The 19,316-nt window shown below is 65.1% G+C and carries 13 protein-coding genes and 2 riboswitches; of the genes, 8 read left to right on the top strand and 5 right to left on the bottom strand.

Annotation, left to right across the window (positions count from 1 at the left end; genetic code table 11):
• Positions 1–21 precede the first annotated feature (21 nt).
• On the bottom strand, positions 22–1,146 hold the full coding sequence (gene gcvT / locus ACP7BZ_RS14670; RefSeq protein WP_426114376.1) for a glycine cleavage system aminomethyltransferase GcvT: 1,125 nt from the start codon (positions 1,144–1,146) through the stop codon (positions 22–24).
• 67 nt (positions 1,147–1,213) lie between these two features.
• Positions 1,214–1,316, bottom strand: a riboswitch (glycine riboswitch).
• Positions 1,317–1,333: 17 nt separating this feature from the next.
• Positions 1,334–1,425, bottom strand: a riboswitch (glycine riboswitch).
• A 220-nt stretch (positions 1,426–1,645) separates the two neighbouring features.
• Between gcvT and ACP7BZ_RS14665 the strand changes: the two genes are divergently transcribed.
• Positions 1,646–2,206, top strand: coding sequence for an ATP-dependent Clp protease proteolytic subunit (locus ACP7BZ_RS14665; RefSeq protein WP_426114374.1), 561 nt, complete (start codon positions 1,646–1,648; stop codon positions 2,204–2,206).
• Between the two features lie 87 nt (positions 2,207–2,293).
• Here ACP7BZ_RS14665 and ACP7BZ_RS14660 read toward each other — a convergent pair whose 3' ends face one another.
• Together ACP7BZ_RS14660 and ACP7BZ_RS14655 are read right to left on the bottom strand one after the other, a co-directional pair.
• On the bottom strand, positions 2,294–2,584 hold the full coding sequence (locus ACP7BZ_RS14660) for a hypothetical protein (protein WP_426114372.1): 291 nt from the start codon (positions 2,582–2,584) through the stop codon (positions 2,294–2,296).
• 205 nt (positions 2,585–2,789) lie between these two features.
• Positions 2,790–4,124: a methyl-accepting chemotaxis protein gene (locus ACP7BZ_RS14655; RefSeq protein ID WP_426114370.1), complete on the bottom strand. Its 1,335-nt coding sequence runs from the start codon at positions 4,122–4,124 to the stop codon at positions 2,790–2,792.
• 189 nt (positions 4,125–4,313) lie between these two features.
• Here ACP7BZ_RS14655 and ACP7BZ_RS14650 point away from each other — a divergent pair, with 189 nt between their 5' ends.
• The 7 genes from ACP7BZ_RS14650 to ACP7BZ_RS14620 all read left to right on the top strand — a co-directional run bounded on the left by ACP7BZ_RS14650 (position 4,314) and on the right by ACP7BZ_RS14620 (position 15,945).
• Positions 4,314–6,818, top strand: coding sequence for a DUF1631 family protein (locus ACP7BZ_RS14650; protein ID WP_426114368.1), 2,505 nt, complete (start codon positions 4,314–4,316; stop codon positions 6,816–6,818).
• Positions 6,819–6,935: 117 nt separating this feature from the next.
• Positions 6,936–10,463, top strand: a complete 3,528-nt coding sequence (gene smc / locus ACP7BZ_RS14645) for a chromosome segregation protein SMC (RefSeq protein ID WP_426114366.1) — start codon at positions 6,936–6,938, stop codon at positions 10,461–10,463.
• Positions 10,464–10,750: 287 nt separating this feature from the next.
• Positions 10,751–11,899: a cell division protein ZipA C-terminal FtsZ-binding domain-containing protein gene (locus ACP7BZ_RS14640; protein ID WP_426114364.1), complete on the top strand. Its 1,149-nt coding sequence runs from the start codon at positions 10,751–10,753 to the stop codon at positions 11,897–11,899.
• A 21-nt stretch (positions 11,900–11,920) separates the two neighbouring features.
• Positions 11,921–13,993 (top strand): NAD-dependent DNA ligase LigA, encoded by a 2,073-nt coding sequence (gene ligA, locus ACP7BZ_RS14635; RefSeq protein WP_426114752.1) that lies wholly within the window; start codon positions 11,921–11,923, stop codon positions 13,991–13,993.
• 31 nt (positions 13,994–14,024) lie between these two features.
• Positions 14,025–14,918 (top strand): UTP--glucose-1-phosphate uridylyltransferase GalU, encoded by an 894-nt coding sequence (galU, locus tag ACP7BZ_RS14630; RefSeq protein WP_426114362.1) that lies wholly within the window; start codon positions 14,025–14,027, stop codon positions 14,916–14,918.
• Complete coding sequence (gene def, locus ACP7BZ_RS14625) at positions 14,915–15,451, top strand: peptide deformylase (protein WP_426114360.1); 537 nt, start codon at positions 14,915–14,917, stop codon at positions 15,449–15,451. The genes galU and def overlap by 4 nt, the downstream gene beginning before the upstream one ends.
• On the top strand, positions 15,448–15,945 hold the full coding sequence (locus ACP7BZ_RS14620; protein WP_426114358.1) for a hypothetical protein: 498 nt from the start codon (positions 15,448–15,450) through the stop codon (positions 15,943–15,945). Before def ends, ACP7BZ_RS14620 begins: the two co-directional genes overlap by 4 nt.
• A 21-nt stretch (positions 15,946–15,966) precedes the next feature.
• Here ACP7BZ_RS14620 and ACP7BZ_RS14615 read toward each other — a convergent pair whose 3' ends face one another.
• Entirely contained in the window at positions 15,967–16,713 is a 747-nt protein-coding gene (locus ACP7BZ_RS14615) for a pseudouridine synthase (RefSeq protein ID WP_426114356.1), read from the bottom strand.
• A gap of 17 nt (positions 16,714–16,730) precedes the next feature.
• Positions 16,731–19,316 carry a [protein-PII] uridylyltransferase gene (locus ACP7BZ_RS14610; RefSeq protein ID WP_426114751.1) on the bottom strand — a complete coding sequence of 862 codons (2,586 nt, stop codon included), beginning with the start codon at positions 19,314–19,316 and terminating at the stop codon, positions 16,731–16,733.

The following is a 19,316-nucleotide window of genomic DNA, read 5'->3' as shown; positions in this document are numbered from 1 at the left end:
TGGGGGCGCTGGTCGATGGAATCAGGCAGCGAGAATTTTACCGTTTCGCACGAACGGCAGTTTGACCACCGAGGCGGCCAGCTGCTTGTCGCGGATGGCCACCTTGACGGTGTCGCCGACGGCGACGTCCATCGGCACGCGCGCCAGTGCAATGGCTTGCTGCATGGTCGGACTGAAGGTGCCACTGGTGATTTCGCCGACGCTGCCGGAATTGGACAACACCTGCTGGTGGGCGCGCAGCACGCCGCCTTTTTCGCGCAGGATCAGGCCGACAAACTGAAACCGCTGGCCCATGGCGAGCAAGGCGGCCTTGCCGACGAAGTCGCGCCCGGCGACCAGGTCGATGGTCCAGGCCAGGCCGGCGTCGAGCGGGTTGATCGTCTCGTCCATGTCCTGGCCATACAGGTTCATGCCCGCTTCCAGGCGCAGGGTGTCGCGCGCACCCAGGCCAGCCGGCTTGACGCCGGCAGCTCGCAGGGCGTCCCAGGCCGCTTGCGCCTGGGCGGCGGGGAAAGCCAGTTCAACACCGTCTTCGCCCGTGTAACCGGTGCGCGCCACCATCACCTGGCCAAACGGCGTGCCGTCGACGATGACGGCATTGAACGGCTTCATGGCGTCGGCTGCGGCCTGCGCGCCTGGCAGCACCTGAACCACTTTGGCGCGCGCATTCGGGCCCTGCACGGCGATCAGCGCCATGGTCGAATCGAGCGCACCATCCCTGCGCTGGGTGATCGTCACGCCGCTGCCAGTGGCGACGTTTTGCTCGGCGATCCAGGCCAGGTCCTTGACGGCAGTGCCGGCGTTGACCACCAGGCGGAACCAGTCTTCGCGGAAGAAGTAGACGATCAGGTCATCGATGACGAAGCCCGATTCGTTCAGCATGCATGAATACAGTGCCTTGCCCGCTACCTGCAGCTTGTCGACGTTATTGGCCAGCAGGCCGCGCAGGAACGGCCGCGCATGGGCGCCTTCGATATCGACGACGCACATGTGCGAAACGTCGAACATGCCGACATCACGGCGCACGGCATGGTGTTCTTCGATTTGCGAACCGTAATTGACGGGCATGTCCCAGCCGCCGAAATCGACCATTTTGGCGCCGGCGGCGCGGTGTGCGGCATTGAGCGGGGTCGCGGAGAGCGTCATGAAAATCCTCGGACAGTAAAAGCATAAGGGGTCGTCGTCCACCGCGGCAATGTGATGCCGGCGGTGTGCGCGCCCCTCTGTCCTTGATACCTGAGAGATAGCGGACTGCTCCGCCTGCCCCTTCGGTGGACCGCCGGCAGATGCCGCGGCCGCTCTCCAGAGTGTGGCCGGCATGGTGCGATAGCGCGGCCCTTGAGCGGTCCTTTTGCCTGAGAGTTTTTGGGTGATGCCCCTTCGGCGGCAGTGAAGTAAAACGCTGCGCTCTCCCGATCAAGACCCGCACAATAGCAAATGTTCAAACGAAAGTAAAACGGTTCGGACGCCAGCGAAGTGATCAAACCGCCCGATTTTTTTGATAAATGCGCGCGGGCAAGCCGTCATCGCTGCTTTTTTGCAAGTGATTGACTGTTGTTTTGACCATGCGCGCACGACAGGTGTGGGGGAAGATTTCTTGGACTCTATTTGTTAGAATGTTGCATCTACTTTGCGGGCGACCACCATGAGCGAAGAAACCACTGTGCAACACAACGAGGCCTGGTTTACCCTGACCGGCGATGTCAACAGCGACATGGTGCACCGGGTGTTTGAAGCGGTGGCGGAGATGGCTGCCGATGGCCTCGACACCGCGCACGTACTGCTGCAGTCGAATGGCGGTTACGTCAGCGACGGTTTGTGTTTATATAATTTCCTGGCCAATTCGCCCGTCGAGTTTGTGATGTATAACGGCGGCGCGGTCGCCTCGATTGCCGTCATCGTCTACCTGGCCGGGCAGCGCCGCTATGCCAGCGAAACCGCGCGCTTCATGGTGCACAAGTCGCATGCCACCGCGTCGCCGGGGGCGCGGCCCGATGCGCTCAACATCATCGTCGAGGGTCTGCGCGCCGACGATGCGCGCACCGAGTCGATCTTGCGCAAGCATATCGAACTGGCGCCGGAGCAGTGGGCGATTCACCAATACTCCGATTTGCACCTGAATGCAGGCGATGCCCGTGTGGCGGGGATGATCGCTGCGGTTGGCGATTTTGCACCGCCCAAAGGCGCACGGCTGCGCAATATTTAATTTCAGTCAAATAGAAAAAAGCCTGTCGCGGTGCGAGCCGCGACAGGCTTTTTTGCGGGGCTTGGCAGTCGCGCCGGGGCCGCCGTCTTACTTGTCGTCGTTTTTATGGCTCTGGCGGCCAGCGGCGACGTGCTGGGCGTGGCTGCCGCCCTGGGTGCCCTGGCTGCTGCTATCGGATTTGCTGCCGCTGCCACTGGCCGCCGTCGATTGTTTGCTGCCGCTGGCCGGCGTCGATTGCCTGCTGCCCGCACCAGTGCCCGAGCCACTGCCCGAGGTCGACTGCTTGTTGCCGCTGCTGCTCTTGCTGGTCGATGCGGTGCTGTCCTTGTCTTGCAGGTTCGATGGCGATTTCGATGGCGTAGTCGATTGCTTGGTCATGGTCATTTCCTCGTGTGTATGCGTCGGATGCTGCGTTGGGCGGATGCACTCCAGGCTTGCCAACTACTGATGATTGGTCGCGTTTCCGGTGAAGCAATCATCCGATTCCGCCTGCGCGATCGGTATCGGAACAGTGCTTGAGCGCGTGTAGGATTTCTCCCTCGCACATTGCAATAAATCGCGCCCCGTGTAATTTTGCAAAGCCTTAAAATTCTTCCCAGTCATCTTCAGGCGCGCCGGCGCGCGCTCGTGCGCGTGTCGCTGTCGTCGGCCGTCGGCCGTGGCCGGCGCCGGCGGGCCGCGCCACGGCCGCGGCTGGCGTGGCCGCGCCGTTCGCTTGCGCGGCTGCGGGCGCCAGCGCCGCTGCCGGCGGCGCCAGCGCGATCGCCGTCTCGCTGCCCAGTTTAAAACCTGCCAGCGAGCGATCGAGCCCGGCGGCATGCTGGCCCAACTCGCCAGCGGCAATCGCCGCCTGTTCGACCAGCGCGACGTTTTGCTGGGTGGCCTGGTCCATCTCGGCGATCGCCCGGTTGACCTGTTCGATGCCGGCAGTCTGTTCGGCGCTGGCGGCCGCGATTTCGCCGATGATGCTGGTGACCCGCGCCACGCTTTTGACGACGTCGACCATGGTGCTGCCCGCCTTGTCGGCCAGCACGGTGCCGGCCTCGACCTGGCTGACCGAATCGTCGATCAGCAGCTTGATTTCGCAGGCGGCGGCGGCCGAACGCTGGGCCAGGCTGCGCACTTCGGAAGCGACCACGGCAAAGCCGCGGCCCTGTTCACCGGCACGCGCCGCTTCCACCGCAGCGTTGAGGGCGAGGATATTGGTTTGAAAGGCGATGCCATCGATGACCCCGATGATCTCGGCAATTCGTTTCGACGAGGCATTGATGGACGCCATCGTGCCGACCACCTCGGCCACCACCGTGCCCCCTTTGACTGCCACTTCCGAGGCCGACACCGCCAGCTTGCTGGCCTGGCTTGCGTGCTCGGCATTTTGCTTGACGGCCGCCGTGATCTGATCCATCGAGGCGGCCGTCTGTTCCAGCGCTGCCGCCTGCTGTTCGGTGCGTGCCGACAGCGCCTGGCCAGTGGCGGCGATGGTGGCGGCGCCGCGGCCGATGGCGGCACTGCCGCGGCGGGCACCGCCAACCGTCTGCGCCAGCTGCAGGCGCAGGGCGTCGAGGGCGCTGTGCAGCGGGCTGGCGCGGGCGGCGCCGGCCACGATGCCCAGTTCGCCGTCCTGCAAGCGGCGTGCGTGGCTGGCATCGTCATGGCGCGCGCGGGCAGCGCGCAGCATCAGCGCGCGCACCATCACGGCAGCGATCACCAGCGCCGTCAGCAATGCCAGGACGCTGACCGTGCGGGCCTGCGCGAGCAGGGCCTGGGCGCTGGCCTTGCCGTTGGCGTGTTGTGCCAACTGCAGGGCCACGGCGAATTGCTGGAGCAGCCAGGCGGCGCTGGCAGCGGGCACGCTCAGGGTCAGGACGGCAGCGGCGGCCAGGGCGGCGGCAAAGGCGTGCGGGCGGAGAGGGGGCATGGCGGTATCCTTGAAAGCCGGGGATTGCCCATCGTAATTAAATTCCTATTGGCACTATTGCGGTTTATCAAATGCCGGGCAGGCAATGCCGTGTTGCGTAACTGACGCAGCACAGAACACCGGTGACTGGACATTAAAATTATTATTGCCATGTGGAAATTATGTGCCAAAATAGAAGAAGCGCAGATCATGTCGCGGTCGAGGCTTTCAATCATGGCAATTCATTCAATAAAGCAAACTGTATCGGGGTCCTCGCTGCCGCCGGCGCAGACGCAATTGGACCGCCTGGTGGAACAGGCTGTGGGTCACCTCAACGAAGGGTTGACGGCCCTGTGCGGCCGTCTGGCCGCCGCGTTTCTCGACGTCGACGATCCCTTGCTGGACGCGGCCGCCGTGTATCACCGGGTACGCGCCGGCAATTTGCTCAAGTCGCAAAGTTACGCCTTCATTCATCTGAGCAGTGCTGCCATCGATAGCCTGATCCGCAAACAAGCGCTGACCCTGCGGCCGCAGCCGAAACTGGCGGTGGCGCCCAGCGCCGATGCCTTGCGCTTGGTGCCGCTCGAAGAAATGGACTTGAGTGTCACCTTCGCCACCCTCAGCCGGCCGTTCGAGGCTGGCTGCGCCGAGGCGCTGGCCACGCTCAACGTGCGCCTCGGCTTTTTGCTCGAGCGCGACACCTTGCGGGTCAGCCAGAACCCGTTCCGGCCCGACCTGGTGTTGCTCGCCCTGCACCAGGCGTGGTGCGAATTTTCGCCCGAGGCCGACAGCCACGCCCAGTTCGCCCCCTTGCTCAAGCCGGGCGTCGGCCCCGATTTTGCGCCCCTGTATGAATTGCTCAACGGCGCTCTCGAAGCGAGCAGCGGTCAGGCCATGCGGATTCGCAAAAGCGAAAATGCGGCACGCGCCAAGGCCGAACGCGCCAGCAGCAAGGCGGCGCTGGCCAGCCAACTGCGCCAGCTGATGGCGCACGATGGTCACCATGGCCACGACGGTTACACTGGCTACGAGCTGCCGCTGATCGCCGATTTGCCGCAGATGCCACAAGGCAAGGGCGGCTGGCGACCCAGCGGCGCCGACGGTTTCGACGTCGCGCCCCTGGTGGCGGCCACCCACGATGCGCGCCAGTCGCATGGGGCCAGCGCACACGCCGCCGGTTTTGCCGGTGCCCCGGCGCCAGCGCAGGGCGGCCAGTTTGCCAGCGGCGGGCACGGTGCGCACGGTCCAGCGCATTGCCTGTTGCCCGCCATCGACGCCGGCATGGTGCCAGGCGCCGGCACCCAGGGCCAGCACATGCAGCCGAGCGGTCTGCTCGAGCTGCTGGCGCGTCTGCCGGCCCTGTCGGCGCTGGCGGGCGCCGCGTCGGCGTCGGCATCACCCACCGCTGATGGCGGGGCACCGGCCGCTGGCCAAAACGTGTTTTATTTGCCGCGCCTGAAACAGGCAATGCCCGCTGGCGCCCTCAACCGGGGCGATGCCACCACCCTAGATTTGCTCTCGCGTATTTTCGACACGGTCTATCTGGATGATTCGATCCCCCAGCCGACCCGCGAGCTGATCCAGTATCTGCAGGCGCCCGTACTCAAGGCCGCCTTGCTCGACAAAGCGTTCTTTTATCAGGAAGACCATCCGGCACGCCGCATGATCGACTTGATGTCGCGCATGGGCTGGGAGCAGCGGGCCCCCGACGATCCCTTGTTCCAGGCCATGCAGCGCGGCGTCGAACGGGTTGGCCGCGATAGCGAGGCCAACGTCGCGGTGTTTGCCGAGGCAGTGGCCGAACTCGAAGCGAGCCTGTCCAGCGAAGAGCAGGCCACTGCCGTGGTCATGGCAGCGCCGATTGCCGCTGCCCTCAAGCAGGAAAAAGTGGTGGCGGCCACCCGTTCGGCCAAGACTGCCGTCGCCCTGCGCGTCGGCGGCGGCCAGCTGGCCAATGTGGTGGAAGCCTTCCTGCAGCAAAAATGGACCTCGGTGCTGGCGCTTGCCTATTCGGTGGAGACGGAAAAGCCAGGCGCGGTCGGCAACGCCACCCGCACCATGGATGACCTGATCTGGAGCGTCAAGCCGAAGATTACCGTCGAGCAGCGCAAGCAAATGATCGCCCGCCTGCCCGGCCTGCTCACCACGCTCAACAAATGGCTCGATATCATCAAGTGGCAAGATGGCGAGCGCCTGCAGTTTTTTGCCGAGCTGGCCGAGTGCCATGCCTCGATCGTCCGTGCCCCGATCGAACTGTCGCCCGAGCGCCAGCTCGAAGTGGCCCTCGAGGCGGCCCAGCAGGACGCCTTGCAGCGGGTCGAAAACGAGCAGGCGATGGCCGCGGCCGAGCAGCGCGAAGTGGCGCGCGCCGAACTCGACCCCGTATTGACGGCGATCGATGGCCTCGAGCGCGGCGCCTGGCTGGAATTTGCCGCGCCCGATGGCAGCGCAAGCCGCACCGTCAAGCTGGCCTGGATCAGCCCCCTGCGTTCGCTGTTCATCTTTTCCACCATGGCGCGCAAGGAAGCCTTCTCGATGGCCGCCGACAAGCTGGCCGAGGCCTGGCAATCTGGTCGCGTGCGCGTCGTGCGCCAGGATGGCATGGTGGCGCAAGTGCTGGCCGATGCCCTGGCCGGCAATGATGGCGGCGCCGTCGCTGCCTGTGTAGCGCCGCGCGCTCGCCGGCCCTTTCTGCTGCCCACTCTCCGTTGCTGAGCGCCGCGCACTGAAGCGCCCAGCGGCAAGCAGGGCTCTGCCCTGCGGCACGCTTTTCCTGCCGCGCCAATGGTATGATCGCCTTCGAAAAAAATGTTTCCCCCAGGAGCTAGCACCTTGCGTCTTTCGTCCATCAAGTTATCCGGCTTCAAATCCTTCGTCGACCCCACCAATTTCCAGGTGCCCGGTCAGCTGGTCGGCGTGGTCGGACCGAATGGCTGCGGCAAGTCGAACATCATCGATGCCGTGCGCTGGGTCCTGGGCGAATCGAAGGCCTCGGAATTGCGCGGCGAATCGATGCAGGACGTGATTTTTAATGGCTCGACCCACCGCAAACCGGCCGGGCGCGCCTCGGTCGAGCTGGTGTTCGACAACCAGCTGGGCAAGGCTGCCGGCCAGTGGGGCATGTATGCCGAAATCGCCGTCAAGCGCACCCTCACGCGCGACGGCACCTCGACCTATTACATCAATGGCCAGCCGGTGCGGCGGCGCGACATCCAGGATATCTTTCTGGGCACGGGACTGGGGCCGCGCGCCTACGCCATCATCGGCCAGGGCATGATTTCGCGCATCATCGAATCGCGCCCGGAAGAGCTGCGCGTGTTTCTCGAAGAAGCCGCCGGCGTCTCCAAGTACAAGGAACGCCGCCGCGAGACGGAAAACCGGCTCGGCGACACCCGCGAAAACCTGCTGCGGGTGGAAGACATCCTGCGCGAACTGAACGCCAACCTGGAAAAACTCGAAGCGCAGGCGCGCGTGGCGACCCGCTTTCACCAGCTGCAGGGTGAACAGGAAGAAAAGCAAAAGCTGCTGTGGCTGCTGCGCAAGAATGAGGCGCAGGCCGAGCAGCAGCGCCATTTCCGCGAGATGGAAGCGGCGCAAACGGCACTGGAAGCGCACACGGCGGGCCTGCGCCACGTCGAGCTGGAACTCGAACAGATGCGCCAGGCCCACTTCGCCGTCGGCGACCGCCTGCACACGGCGCAAGGCCAGCTGTACCAGACCAACACCGAAATCGGCGCCCTCGAAGCGCAAATCAAATTCGTGCTGGAGTCGCGCGCGCGCCTGCAGCAGCAGCTGGCGACCCTGCAAGGGCAGCGCGCCAGCTGGCAGCAGCAGGCCAGTGAGGTTGGCGAACAGCTCGAAGAAGCCGACTATCTGCTCGAGGAGCTCGGTGCACGTGTCGAGCAGGCTGCACAAGCTGCCGAACAGCATGGCGACGCCGTGCCGGCCCTCGACGCCGCCTGGCGGGCGGCGCAACAGGCCAGCCTGGATGCGCGCACCGGCATCATGCAGCTGCAGCAAAAAATCGCCCTGTCATCGGACCGCCAGCGCAACGCCGCCCAGGTCATGCAGGGGTTGACGGTGCGCCGCGAGCGCCTGCAGCAGGAAAAGCACAGTTTGCACCTGCCCGATTCGAGTCACCTGAGCAAGCTGCGCCTGCAGCTGGAAGAACAACAGCAGGCCCTGGAAGAACAGGCCCTGCTGCTCGAAGAAACGCTCGAGCAGCAGGGCAGGGTCGAGCTCGAACGCAGCGCAGCGCAGGCGCAGGTCAACCAGGAAAGCGCTGCCAACGCCCAGCTCGAAGCGCGCCTGAATGCGGCGCGCCAGATGCAGGAACGGGTGCAAAGCCAGGGCAAGGTGCAGCCGTGGCTGAAAAAGCATGAACTCGACGGCTTGCCGCGCCTGTGGCAAAAGCTGCAGGTCGAGGCCGGCTGGGAAACCGCGCTCGAAGCGGTGCTGCGCGAACGCACGGGCGCCCTCGAGATCTCCAACCTCGACTGGGCCGGGGGTTTTTTTGCCGATGCGCCGCCGGCCAAGCTGGCGCTGTACACGCCGATGCTGTCGGCCAATGGCGCAGCCGAGCAGCCAGGCTTGACGCCGTTTATGCGCATCGTGCGCATCAATGAAGCGCCGCTGCGCGGTGTGCTGCAGGACTGGCTGGCGGGCGTCTACCTGGCCGACGACGCCGCGCAGGCGCTCGCGACGCGCGCCAGCCTGCCGGCCGGGGCCATGTTCATCACCCGCCAGGGCCATGCCATCACGGCCTCGAGCGTGCGCTTTTACGCCGCCGACGCCGAGCAGGATGGCATGCTGGCGCGCCAGCAAGAGATCGACAATACCGACCGCCAGCTGCGCGCGCAAACCATGCTGGCTGACGAAGCGCGCGCGCGCCAGGTGCGAGCCGACGCCGCCGGGGCCGACCTCGGCCGTCGCCTGCAGGACGCCCGCCAGCGCAGCACCAGCCTGACCCAGGCAGTGCACGCGCTGCAGCTCGAGGTACTCAAGCAGTCGGAGGTCGAAGCGCGTTTTAACCAGCGCAGCACGCAGATCGATGCCGACCTGGCCGACATCGACGCCCAGCAGCAGGAGCAGCAGATGCTGCGCCTGGAAGCGGAGGCGGCCTTCGAAGAACTCGACCTTGAGCTGGCTGACCTGCAGGGCGCCTTTGAAGAGCAGCAAACGCGGTTCCTCGACCAGGAACAGGGCCTGGCACGGGCGCGCGAACGGCTGCGCGAACTGGAGCGGGCGGCGCAGGAAGCGCAGTTCGCTGAAAAATCCCAGCGCAGCAAGATCGACGAACTGCGCCGCACCCTGGCCACCGCCAGCATCCAGGCGGCCCAGGTGGGCGAGGCACTGGCGCGCGGCCAGCAGGAAGCGGCGGCCCTGGAAGATGGCGCCGCCGCCGACGGCTTGCAGGAATTGCTGGAGCGTCGCACCGGCCAGGAAATGGCGCTATCGAATGCCCGCCATGAACTCGACCAGATTGCCCAGCAGCTGCGCCAGGCCGAAGAAGCGCGCATGACGGCCGAGCGCAGCCTGCAGCCGCAGCGCGACAAAATTTCGGAAACCCAGTTAAGGGAACAGGCGGCGCGCCTGAACCAGGAACAGTTCGCCGAAGCGCTGCGCGCGGTCGCTGCCGACGAAGCGGCGCTGGCGGCCAAACTCGAGCCGGAGATGCGCCCGGCGCTGCTGCAGGGCGAGGTGACCCGCCTCAGTACGGCCATCGCCGCGCTCGGTGCGGTCAATCTGGCCGCCCTCGACGAGCTGGCGCAGGCCTCCGAGCGCAAGCATTTTCTCGACGCCCAGAACGCCGACCTGGTCGAAGCGATCAACACGCTCGAAGACGCCATCGCCCGCATCGACCGCGAAACGCGCGATCTGCTGCAAAGCACTTTCGACCAGGTCAACCTGCATTTCTCGGAACTGTTCCCGATCCTGTTCGGTGGCGGCAATGCGCGCCTGGTGATGACGGGCGATGAAATTCTCGACGCCGGCGTGCAGGTGATGGCGCAGCCGCCGGGCAAGAAAAACGCCACCATTCACCTGCTGTCGGGCGGCGAAAAGGCGCTGACCGCCACCGCGCTGGTGTTTTCCATGTTCCGCCTGAACCCGGCGCCGTTCTGCCTGTTAGATGAAGTCGATGCCCCGCTCGACGACGCCAACACCGAGCGCTTTTGCCGCATGGTCAAGCGGATGTCCGAGCACACCCAGTTCCTGTTCATCTCGCATAACAAGATCGCCATGGAGATGGCCAACCAGCTCATCGGCGTGACCATGCAGGAGCAGGGTGTGTCGCGCATCGTGGCGGTCGATATGGATAGCGCCGCCCACGGCGCCGCGCTGGCCGCGCTGGGAGTCTGACGCCGCTATTTGCCGCGCCCGCATGGCGTGCGCAGGCTGATATTGGTATCATGGTCACGCCTGCGGCCCGCGTGCGTGCCTCAGGGGGCGATGGCGTGGTACCCTCGCTCAGGCGAGCATCACCCGAGTCCTGCGTAGCAGGCCGCATGTCCAGTACGTATGTTGAGTAAGCATGTTCGAGCCGACCAAGCAATCACAGAATAATTAATAAGGAATTCGCCCATGCCGGGATACTTCAAGCCTGCCGCCAGCGCGCGCACGGCGACCGCGACCGAGGCGCACGCAGCATGACCGATCTTCAAATGAGCCTCATTGGCGGCGCCGTGGTGTTTGTCGGCGCGGTATTTGTCTACAACAAGTGGCAGGAGCACAAGGCGCGCAAGAGCGTCGAGCGCGCCTTCGCCGCCGAACACGATGATGTGCTGATGGCGGGCGGCGAAGAGCGCGCCGCTGCGCCCGCTGCCGGCCACAGCGCGCATACCGCGCACATCCCCAACATGACCCACGCCGGCACCCGCGCCGAGCCCACCTTCGATGGCGTGCCGGCCGCTGCCGCTGCAGCGCCTTACGGTGACGGCCATGATCCGCTGTCCGGCCCGCCCACCGTGCGCGCGGAAGCGGTGGCGCTCGAAGCCGAGCAGGCCACCAGCCTGGTCGATCCCCTCATCGATTGCCTGATTCCCCTGGCGCTGGAAGTGGCCATGCGCGGCGACAAGCTGCTGCCAGCGCTGCACACCCTGCGCCATGTCGGCAACAAGCCGATTCACTACATTGGCCTGGCCGTCAGCGGCGAGTGGGAACCGATCGTCCGTGGCGGCGTCTACACCACCCTGCAGGCCGGCGTGCAGATGGCCAGCCGCACCACCGCCCTCAATGAACTCGAATACTCGGAACTGGTCACCCGCCTGCGCGCGCTGGCCGACGAGATCGGCGCCGAGCCGGAAATCCCCGACATGATCGAAGTGATGGGCGACGCCCGCACCCTGCACCGCTTTGTCGCCGGCCACGACGCCCAGCTGGGGGTGAACCTGATGTCAAATGGCGCCCCCTGGGCGATCGCCACCCTTATTGGCGCGCTGGAAAAGCAGGGCTTCGACGTGCGTCCCGACGGCCGCTTTGCCATGCCCGACGGCGATGGCGGTGTGCTGTTCACCCTCACCACCAATGTCACCCTGGGTGCCGACACCACCGCCCACCTGACGCTGTTGCTCGACGTGCCGGTGGTGGCGCCGGCGCGCGACGGCTTTGGCGCCATGGTCGCCTGCGCCCGCGCCATGGTCGGCCGGCTCGACGCCACCATCGTCGACGACAGCGGCCAGCCCCTGCTCGACGCCGCGCTGGCCGAGATCAACGGCCAGGTGCTCGAGTTCTACGACGAGATGGCCGCTGCCGATATTCCGGCCGGTTCGATCCGCGCCCTGCGCCTGTTCAGTTAAGGGGGCGCAGTGTCTGTATCGTTGCCTGTCGCCGTTGATGGCGCACCGCGTGCGCCTGAGGCAGCTGTGCTGGCGCGCATCGCTGCGCTGACGGATGAACTCAATCGCCATAGTCACGCTTACCACGTGCTGGATGCGCCCACCATTCCCGACGACGAGTATGACCGCCTGTTCGCCGAGCTGCAGGCGCTCGAAGCGGCCTGGCCGCAGGCGGTGTCGAACGATTCGCCCACCCACCGCGTGGGTGGCGCGCCGATCCCGGAATTTAAGCAGGTCACCCACACGGTGCCGATGTTGTCGTTAAATAACGGCTTTTCGCCCGAAGACGTCGACCATTTCGACCGCCGCGTGCGCGAAGGGCTGGGCGCCGATGCGGTGCCGGTCACGTACACGGCTGAACTCAAATACGATGGCCTGGCGATCAGCCTGCGCTACGAACACGGCGTGTTCGTGCAGGCCGCTACCCGTGGCGATGGCGCCACCGGCGAAGACGTCACCACCAACATCCGCACGGTGCGCAACATCCCGCTGCGCCTGCATGGGGCGTCGCCGCCGGCGGTGCTGGAAGTGCGCGGTGAAGTGTTGATGGTCAAGGCCGAATTTGCCGCCCTCAATGCGCGCCAGCGTCAGGCCGGCTTGCGCGAGTTCGTCAATCCGCGCAACGCCGCCGCCGGCAGCCTGCGCCAGCTCGATTCGCGCATCACTGCCAGCCGCAAGCTGCGCTTTTACAGCTACGGCATCGGCGCCCTCGAAGGGGCGACCATGCCCGAGTCGCATGCGGGCCTGCTCGACTGGTTCGCCAGCCTCGGCCTGCCAGTGTCGAATGAACGCGCGCTGGTCCAGGGCGCCGCCGGTCTGCTGGCGTATTTCGAGCGGGTCGCTCAGCGCCGTGCGCAGCTGCCGTACGACATCGATGGCGTGGTCTACAAGGTCGACCGCCTGCAAGACCAGCGGCAGCTGGGCTTTGTCGCGCGCGCGCCGCGCTTTGCCATGGCCCACAAATTTCCCGCCGAAGAAGCGCTGACCGAGGTGCGCGATATCGGCGTGCAGGTGGGCCGCACCGGCGCCATTACCCCGGTGGCGCGCCTGGCGCCCGTGTTCGTCGGCGGCGTCACCGTGGAAAACGCCACCTTGCACAATGAAGGCGAAGTGCGCCGCAAGGACATCCGCATCGGCGACACCGTCATCGTGCGGCGTGCCGGCGACGTCATCCCCGAAGTGGTGGCATACGTCGCCGAGCGGCGGCCGGACGATGCGCGCGAGTTCGTCATGCCGACCAGCTGCCCGGTGTGCGGCTCGGCCATCGTCCGTCTGGAAGACGAAGCGGTGGCGCGCTGCTCCGGCGGCTGGACCCATTGCAGCGCGCAAAAGAAGGGCGGCTTGATGCACTTCGTGTCGCGCCGCGCCATCGACGTCGAAGGCCTCGGTGACCAGCTGATCGAGCAGCTGGTCGACCGCGGCCTGGTCGATACCGCTGCCGACCTGTACGCGCTTGACGCCGCTCGCCTGCAGGTCCTCGAGCGGATGGCCGCCAAATCGGCGCAAAACGTGATCGCCGCCCTCGACAAATCGAAGGACACCACGCTGGCGCGCTTCATCTATGCGCTGGGTATTCGCAATGTGGGCGAATCGACCGCCAAGGCGCTGGCCCGCCATTTCGGCAATCTCGACGCCTTGCTGCACGCCGCCGCCTTCGAGGGTGGCCTGCAGCTGCTCGAGGTGGACGACGTCGGCCCCATCGTGGCGCGCTCGATCTCCGAGTTTTTGACCGACGCCGTCAATCTTGATCTGGTGGCGCGCCTGCGCGCAGTGTTGCGCTGGACCGAGGGCGAACACGTGATGACGCGTCCCGCCGGCGTATTTGCCGGCAAGACGCTGGTCATCACCGGCACCTTGCCCACCATGAGCCGCGAAGCGGCGGCGGCGCTGATCGAAGCGGCCGGCGGCAAGGTGTCCGGCTCGGTGTCGAAAAAGACCGCGATCGTCGTTGCCGGCGCCGATGCTGGCAGCAAGCTGGCCAAGGCACAGGAACTCAATCTGACCATCGTCGACGAAGCGGGCTTGCTGGCCCTGCTGGCGCCAGCGCCACTATAAACTTTCATCGAAAACCAAAAATAGTAGGCCCATGAGAAAAATCACCAAAGCAGTGTTCCCCGTCGCCGGTCTCGGCAGCCGCTTTCTGCCCGCCACCAAGGCGCAGCCGAAGGAAATGCTGCCCATCGTCGACAAGCCCTTGATCCAGTATGCGGTGGAAGAAGCGGTCGCCGCCGGCATCACCGAGATGATTTTTATTACCGGCCGCAACAAGCGGGCCATCGAAGACCATTTCGACAAAGCCTATGAACTCGAAGCCGAGCTGGAAGCGGCGGGCAAGCAGGCGCTGCTCGACTTCGTCCGTAACGTCATTCCCAAGCACATCACCTGCATTTACATTCGCCAGTCGGCGCCGCTGGGCCTGGGCCACGCGGTGCTGTGCGCGCGCCCGGTGGTGGGCAATGCGCCGTTCGCCGTGCTGCTGGCCGACGACTTCATGGACAGCGCTGACGGCCACGCCCCCGTGCTGGCGCAAATGACGGAGATCTACAACTACGAAAAATGCTCGCTGCTGGCAGTCCAGGATGTGCCGCGCGCGAATACCCGGCAGTACGGCATCGTCAGTGCCAGCGCTTACCGCCCCGGCCTCGAGCTGGTCTCCGGCATCGTCGAAAAACCGCAGCCGGAAGTGGCGCCATCGACGCTGGCCGTGGTCGGCCGCTACGTGCTGACGGCGAAAATTTTTGATCACCTCGAGCACCTCGGCACCGGCGCCGGCGGCGAAATCCAGCTCACCGACGGCATCGCCGCCCTGATGGCCGACGAACGGGTACTGGCACACCGCTACGCCGGCACGCGCTATGATTGCGGTTCCAAGCTCGGTTACCTGAAGGCGATGACGGCGATGGGCCTGAAACATCCCGAGACGGCAGCCGGTTACCGCGAATTTCTCGATCAAATGAACAACCGCATGGAGACGCCATGACAGTACGCGACATCTTGAAGATGGGCGATCCGCGCCTGTTGCGGATGGCCGAACCGGTCACCGAGTTCGACACGCCGGCAATGCGCGCGCTGATTGCCGACATGTTCGACACCATGCACGCTGCCAACGGCGCGGGCCTGGCGGCGCCGCAGATCGGCGTCAACCTGCAACTGGTGATTTTTGGCTTCAAGGACAACCAGCGCTATCCGGACGCACCGCCGGTGCCGCAGACGGTGCTGATCAATCCCCTGTTGACCCCCTTGTCCGACGAGATGGATGAAGCCTTCGAAGGCTGCCTGTCGGTGCCGGGCCTGCGCGGCGTGGTCGAGCGCTTTACCCGCCTGCGCTATGAAGGCGTCGACCAGTTCGGCGCGCCCATCGTGCGCGACGCCGAAGGTTTTCATGCGCGCGTGGTGCAGCACGAAGTGGACCATCTGCATGGCGTGCTGTACCCCATGCGGATCACCGACTTTTCGCGCTTTGGTTACACCAGCGTGATGTTCCCCGACATGCAACCGGATGAAGACGATTGAAAACCACCCCTGTCTTGCTGGCGTTAACTGCGCTAGTTGCGCTGCTGGTGCCGGCGGCCCATGCCGACGAACTGTTCACCGCCATCGATGGGGCGCCGCGCCGCGCACTGTGGGTCGATACTGGCTTTGCGACCTGGCACTTTAATCGCGACAAGGATTTGAACGGCGCCAACCGCGGGCTGGGCCTCGAGTACCAGCTGCGCGGCGACCTTGCCGCCACGATGGGCCGTTTTTATAACAGCGACCGCGCCTATTCGAATTATGCGGGCGCGATCTGGCAGCCATATGCCATCGGTCCCGTGCGCCTCGGCGCCGTCATCGCGGCCTTCAATGGCTACCCGCACATGCGCGCGGGTGGCTGGTTTCCGGCCCTGATCCCGGTAGCGACGCTGGAATACCAGCGCGTTGGCGTCAACATCGGCGTGGTGCCGAGCTATAAAGACCGGCTGTACGGCGGCATCTCGGTGCAGCTCAAGCTCAAGCTGTTCGAGTAGAGCGATTACAGCGCCGCTGCCTCAGAACTGTTCTTCCGGCCGCAGATAGCGCCACTGGCCGACCGGCAAGTCACCGAGCTTGACCTTGCCGATGCGCACCCGCTTGAGGCCCAGCACTTTCAAGCCCACCATGTCGCACATGCGGCGGATCTGCCGCTTCTTGCCTTCTTTCAGAGTAAAGCTGAGCTGGTCTTCGTTTTGCCAGCGCACCTTGGCCGGCAGCAGCGCCTTGCCATCCATCCACAAACCAAAACACAGCTTTTTCAGGTCGGCCTCGGGCAGGGTGCCGGGCTTGCTGTACTGTACGCGCACCAGGTATTCCTTTTCGATCACCGTGTCTTCGCCGATCAGCGTCTTGGCCACGCGCCCGTCCTGGGTCAGGATCAGCAGACCCACCGAATCGATGTCGAGCCGGCCAGCCGGCACCAGCGAGCGCAGCTGGGTCGGATGGAACTGCTCGGGCGACGGATCGTCGGCCCAGCGGTTTTCCGCCTTGATCAGCGCCACGGCCGGGGTATAGCCATCTTCGGCCTGGCCGCTGACGTAGCCCATTGGTTTATTGATCAGCACGGTGACGCGCTTTGATTGCTCGGCGGCGGCTTGCCGCTCGACCGACACTTTTTGCTCGGGATAGACCTTGCTGCCCAGTTCGGACACCACCTGGCCGTCGACCCGTACCCAGCCCCGTGCAATCCACTCGTCGGCCTCGCGGCGCGAGCACAGGCCCAGTTCGGACATCCGTTTCGACAGTCTTAAAAGCTCACTCATTGATTCCTGGTACTTTCCTATACTTGTAAAGCATCGAGCAGCTCGGTTTCAAGCTGGATCTGATTTCTCGGGGTCGACAGCGCGGCGCCATCGACCAAAAACACGTCTTCGACACGCTCGCCCAAGGTCATCACTTTTGCGGTGTGCAAATTGATGCGGTGGCGCGCCAGCACGCTGGCAATCGAATAGAGCAGGCCGGTGCGGTCGGCCGCCGATACCGACAGCAGGTAGTACTGGCCTTTTTCGTCAGGGCGCAAATCGACCGTCGGCGTGACGGGAAAGCTGCGCGACAGGCGCGACAGGCGGCCGTGGCTGGGCGCCGGCAGCGGTGCCTGGCGGCTCAGCAGTTCGCAAATCTCGTGCTCGATCATGCTGATGATGTCGCGGTAATTCTTGGCAAAGTTTTGCTCCGTTACCAGGAAGGTATCGAGCGCATAGCCGCCCCGCGTGGTGTGGATCTTGGCATCGAAAATACTGAAATTCTTGCGGTCGAAATAACTGCACAGGCGGGCGAACAGGTCGGGCTGGTCACGGATGTAGACCGCCACCTGTAGACCTTCGCCGACCGGCGAGAGGCGGCAGTTGACCACCGGTTTGCTGCTGTCGAGTTTGTCGTACAGGCTGCGCGTTTGCCAGGCGATGGTGGCGGCGTCGTGGCGCAGGAACCAGGCCATGTCGAGCTGGTCCCACAGGGCGGCGTGGGCTTGCTCGGGCAGGCCGGCCAGGCGCAGCATGGCGCGCGCTTCGTCCTGGCGGTTGCGCAGTTCGCGGTCGGCCGAGTGCGGCTCGCCCCCCAGCACGCGCAGGGTGATGCGGTACAAATCTTCGAGCAGCTTGGCCTTCCAGGCATTCCATACTTTCGGGCTGGTGCCGCGGATGTCGGCCACCGTCAGCAGGTACAGCGCGGTCAGATGGCGCTCGTCGCCGACGGTGGCGGCAAAGGCGGCAATGACGTCGGGGTCCGACAGATCCTGCTTTTGCGCCACCTGCGACATGCTGAGATGGTGCTCGACGAGGAACACCACCAGCTCGGTATCGGCCGCCTGCAAGCCGTGCTCGTCGCAAAAGGCGCGCGCATCGGCCGTGCCCAGCTTCGAATGGTCGCCGCCGCGGCCCTTGGCGATATCGTGGAACAGCGCTGCCACGTAGAGCAGCCAGGGGTCGCGGAAATTGGCGATCAAGCCGCTGCAAAACGGGTATTCGTGGGCGTGCTCGCTCATGGTGAAGCGCCGCATGTTGCGCACCACCATCATGATGTGCTGGTCGACCGTGTAGACGTGGAACAGGTCGTGCTGCATCTGGCCGACGATATGGCGAAACGCCGGCAGGTAGCGCCCTAAAATGCTCATTTCATTCATGCGGCGCAGCGCGTGCACCAGGCCGACGGGCGCCTGCAGGATGCGCAGAAAGGCGGCGCGGTTGCCGGCATCGGCGCGGAAGGCGTCGTCGATCAGCGCGCGCGCGTGCCACAGCGCGCGGGTGGTGCGCGCCGTCAATCCCTTCAGGTTGGGGCGCTCGGTCATCAACACGAACAGCTCGAGCATGGCGGCGGGCTGCTGCTCGAATACGCCGTCTTCGCTAATGTCGATCAAGTCATTGACTTCATTGAAGCGCGCATTGATGGTGGTGACGCTCTCGGGGTGCGGAAACAGTTGCGCCTCGATGTTTTGCAGCAGGATGGTATTGAGCTGGGTGACCGTCTTGGCGGCCCAGTAGTAGCGCTGCATCAGCAGTTCGCTGGCACGGCGCGCATTGCTGCCTTCGCCCGTCGAGCGCAGGCCGAAGGTTTCGGCGATCGGCGTCTGGACGTCGAACACCAGCCGGTCTTCGCGCCGTCCGGCGTGCAGGTGCAGGCGGATGCGGATGTCCTTGAAGGCCGATTCCTTTTCCATCAGCGCGCGCGCCTCGGTCTGGTTGATCAGGCCGCGCGCAGCCAGTTCGCGCCACGAGTTGGCCAGCCCCGCCGCTTTGGCCACCCACAAGATCACTTGCAGGTCGCGCAAGCCGCCCGGGCTTTCCTTGCAATTCGGTTCCAGTGCAAAGGCGGTGTCTTCGTACTTGGCATGGCGCAGGCGCATTTCGGCGGCCTTGGCCTGGTAAAACGCCTGCGGGTCGAGCGCGTCCCAGTACCGCCGCTGCAGGTCGGCGAACAATAGCGGGTCGCCCGCCACCAGCCGCGCTTCCAGCAAGCTCGTCTGCACGGTGATGTCGGCGCGCGCTTCGCTCAGGCATTCCTCGACGGTGCGGATGCTGCTGCCGATTTCCAGGCCCAGGTCCCACAGCAGCTGCACCAGCTGCTCGAGCTTGTCGGCAGTAGCGGCGCTGGCCGGTTCGCCCAGCAGGATCAACAGGTCGACATCGGAATACGGAAACAGTTCGCCGCGCCCGTAGCCACCGACCCCCACCAGCGCCGCATTGGCGGGCAGGCCGGCGTCGTGGAAGGCCTCGGTGAGCACCCGGTCGACGCTCTGGCGCAGCCCGCGCAGCAGCTTTTCCGGTTTGCTGTCGTCGCGAAAGGCGGCCGTCAGCTGCTGGCGGTCGGCCTTGAGCTGTTCTTTCAAGAGCAGCCGGTGCGATTGGCGGCTGGCGGCGTCGACCTGCAT

Source organism: Massilia sp. PWRC2 (genome assembly GCF_049896725.1).
GTDB lineage: Bacteria > Pseudomonadota > Gammaproteobacteria > Burkholderiales > Burkholderiaceae_D > JAFCUW01.
This window is presented reverse-complemented; position numbering and strand designations above follow the sequence as displayed.

Coding starts and splice junctions, on each gene's coding strand:
- ACP7BZ_RS14660 (WP_426114372.1), bottom strand. CDS start 2,584: ATGACCAAGCAATCGACTACGCCATCGAAATCGCCATCGAACCTGCAA.
- ACP7BZ_RS14650 (WP_426114368.1), top strand. CDS start 4,314: ATGTCGCGGTCGAGGCTTTCAATCATGGCAATTCATTCAATAAAGCAA.
- def (WP_426114360.1), top strand. CDS start 14,915: ATGACAGTACGCGACATCTTGAAGATGGGCGATCCGCGCCTGTTGCGG.
- galU (WP_426114362.1), top strand. CDS start 14,025: ATGAGAAAAATCACCAAAGCAGTGTTCCCCGTCGCCGGTCTCGGCAGC.
- ACP7BZ_RS14640 (WP_426114364.1), top strand. CDS start 10,751: ATGACCGATCTTCAAATGAGCCTCATTGGCGGCGCCGTGGTGTTTGTC.
- ACP7BZ_RS14655 (WP_426114370.1), bottom strand. CDS start 4,124: ATGCCCCCTCTCCGCCCGCACGCCTTTGCCGCCGCCCTGGCCGCCGCT.
- ACP7BZ_RS14665 (WP_426114374.1), top strand. CDS start 1,646: ATGAGCGAAGAAACCACTGTGCAACACAACGAGGCCTGGTTTACCCTG.
- ACP7BZ_RS14610 (WP_426114751.1), bottom strand. CDS start 19,316: ATGCAGGTCGACGCCGCCAGCCGCCAATCGCACCGGCTGCTCTTGAAA.
- ACP7BZ_RS14615 (WP_426114356.1), bottom strand. CDS start 16,713: ATGAGTGAGCTTTTAAGACTGTCGAAACGGATGTCCGAACTGGGCCTG.
- gcvT (WP_426114376.1), bottom strand. CDS start 1,146: ATGACGCTCTCCGCGACCCCGCTCAATGCCGCACACCGCGCCGCCGGC.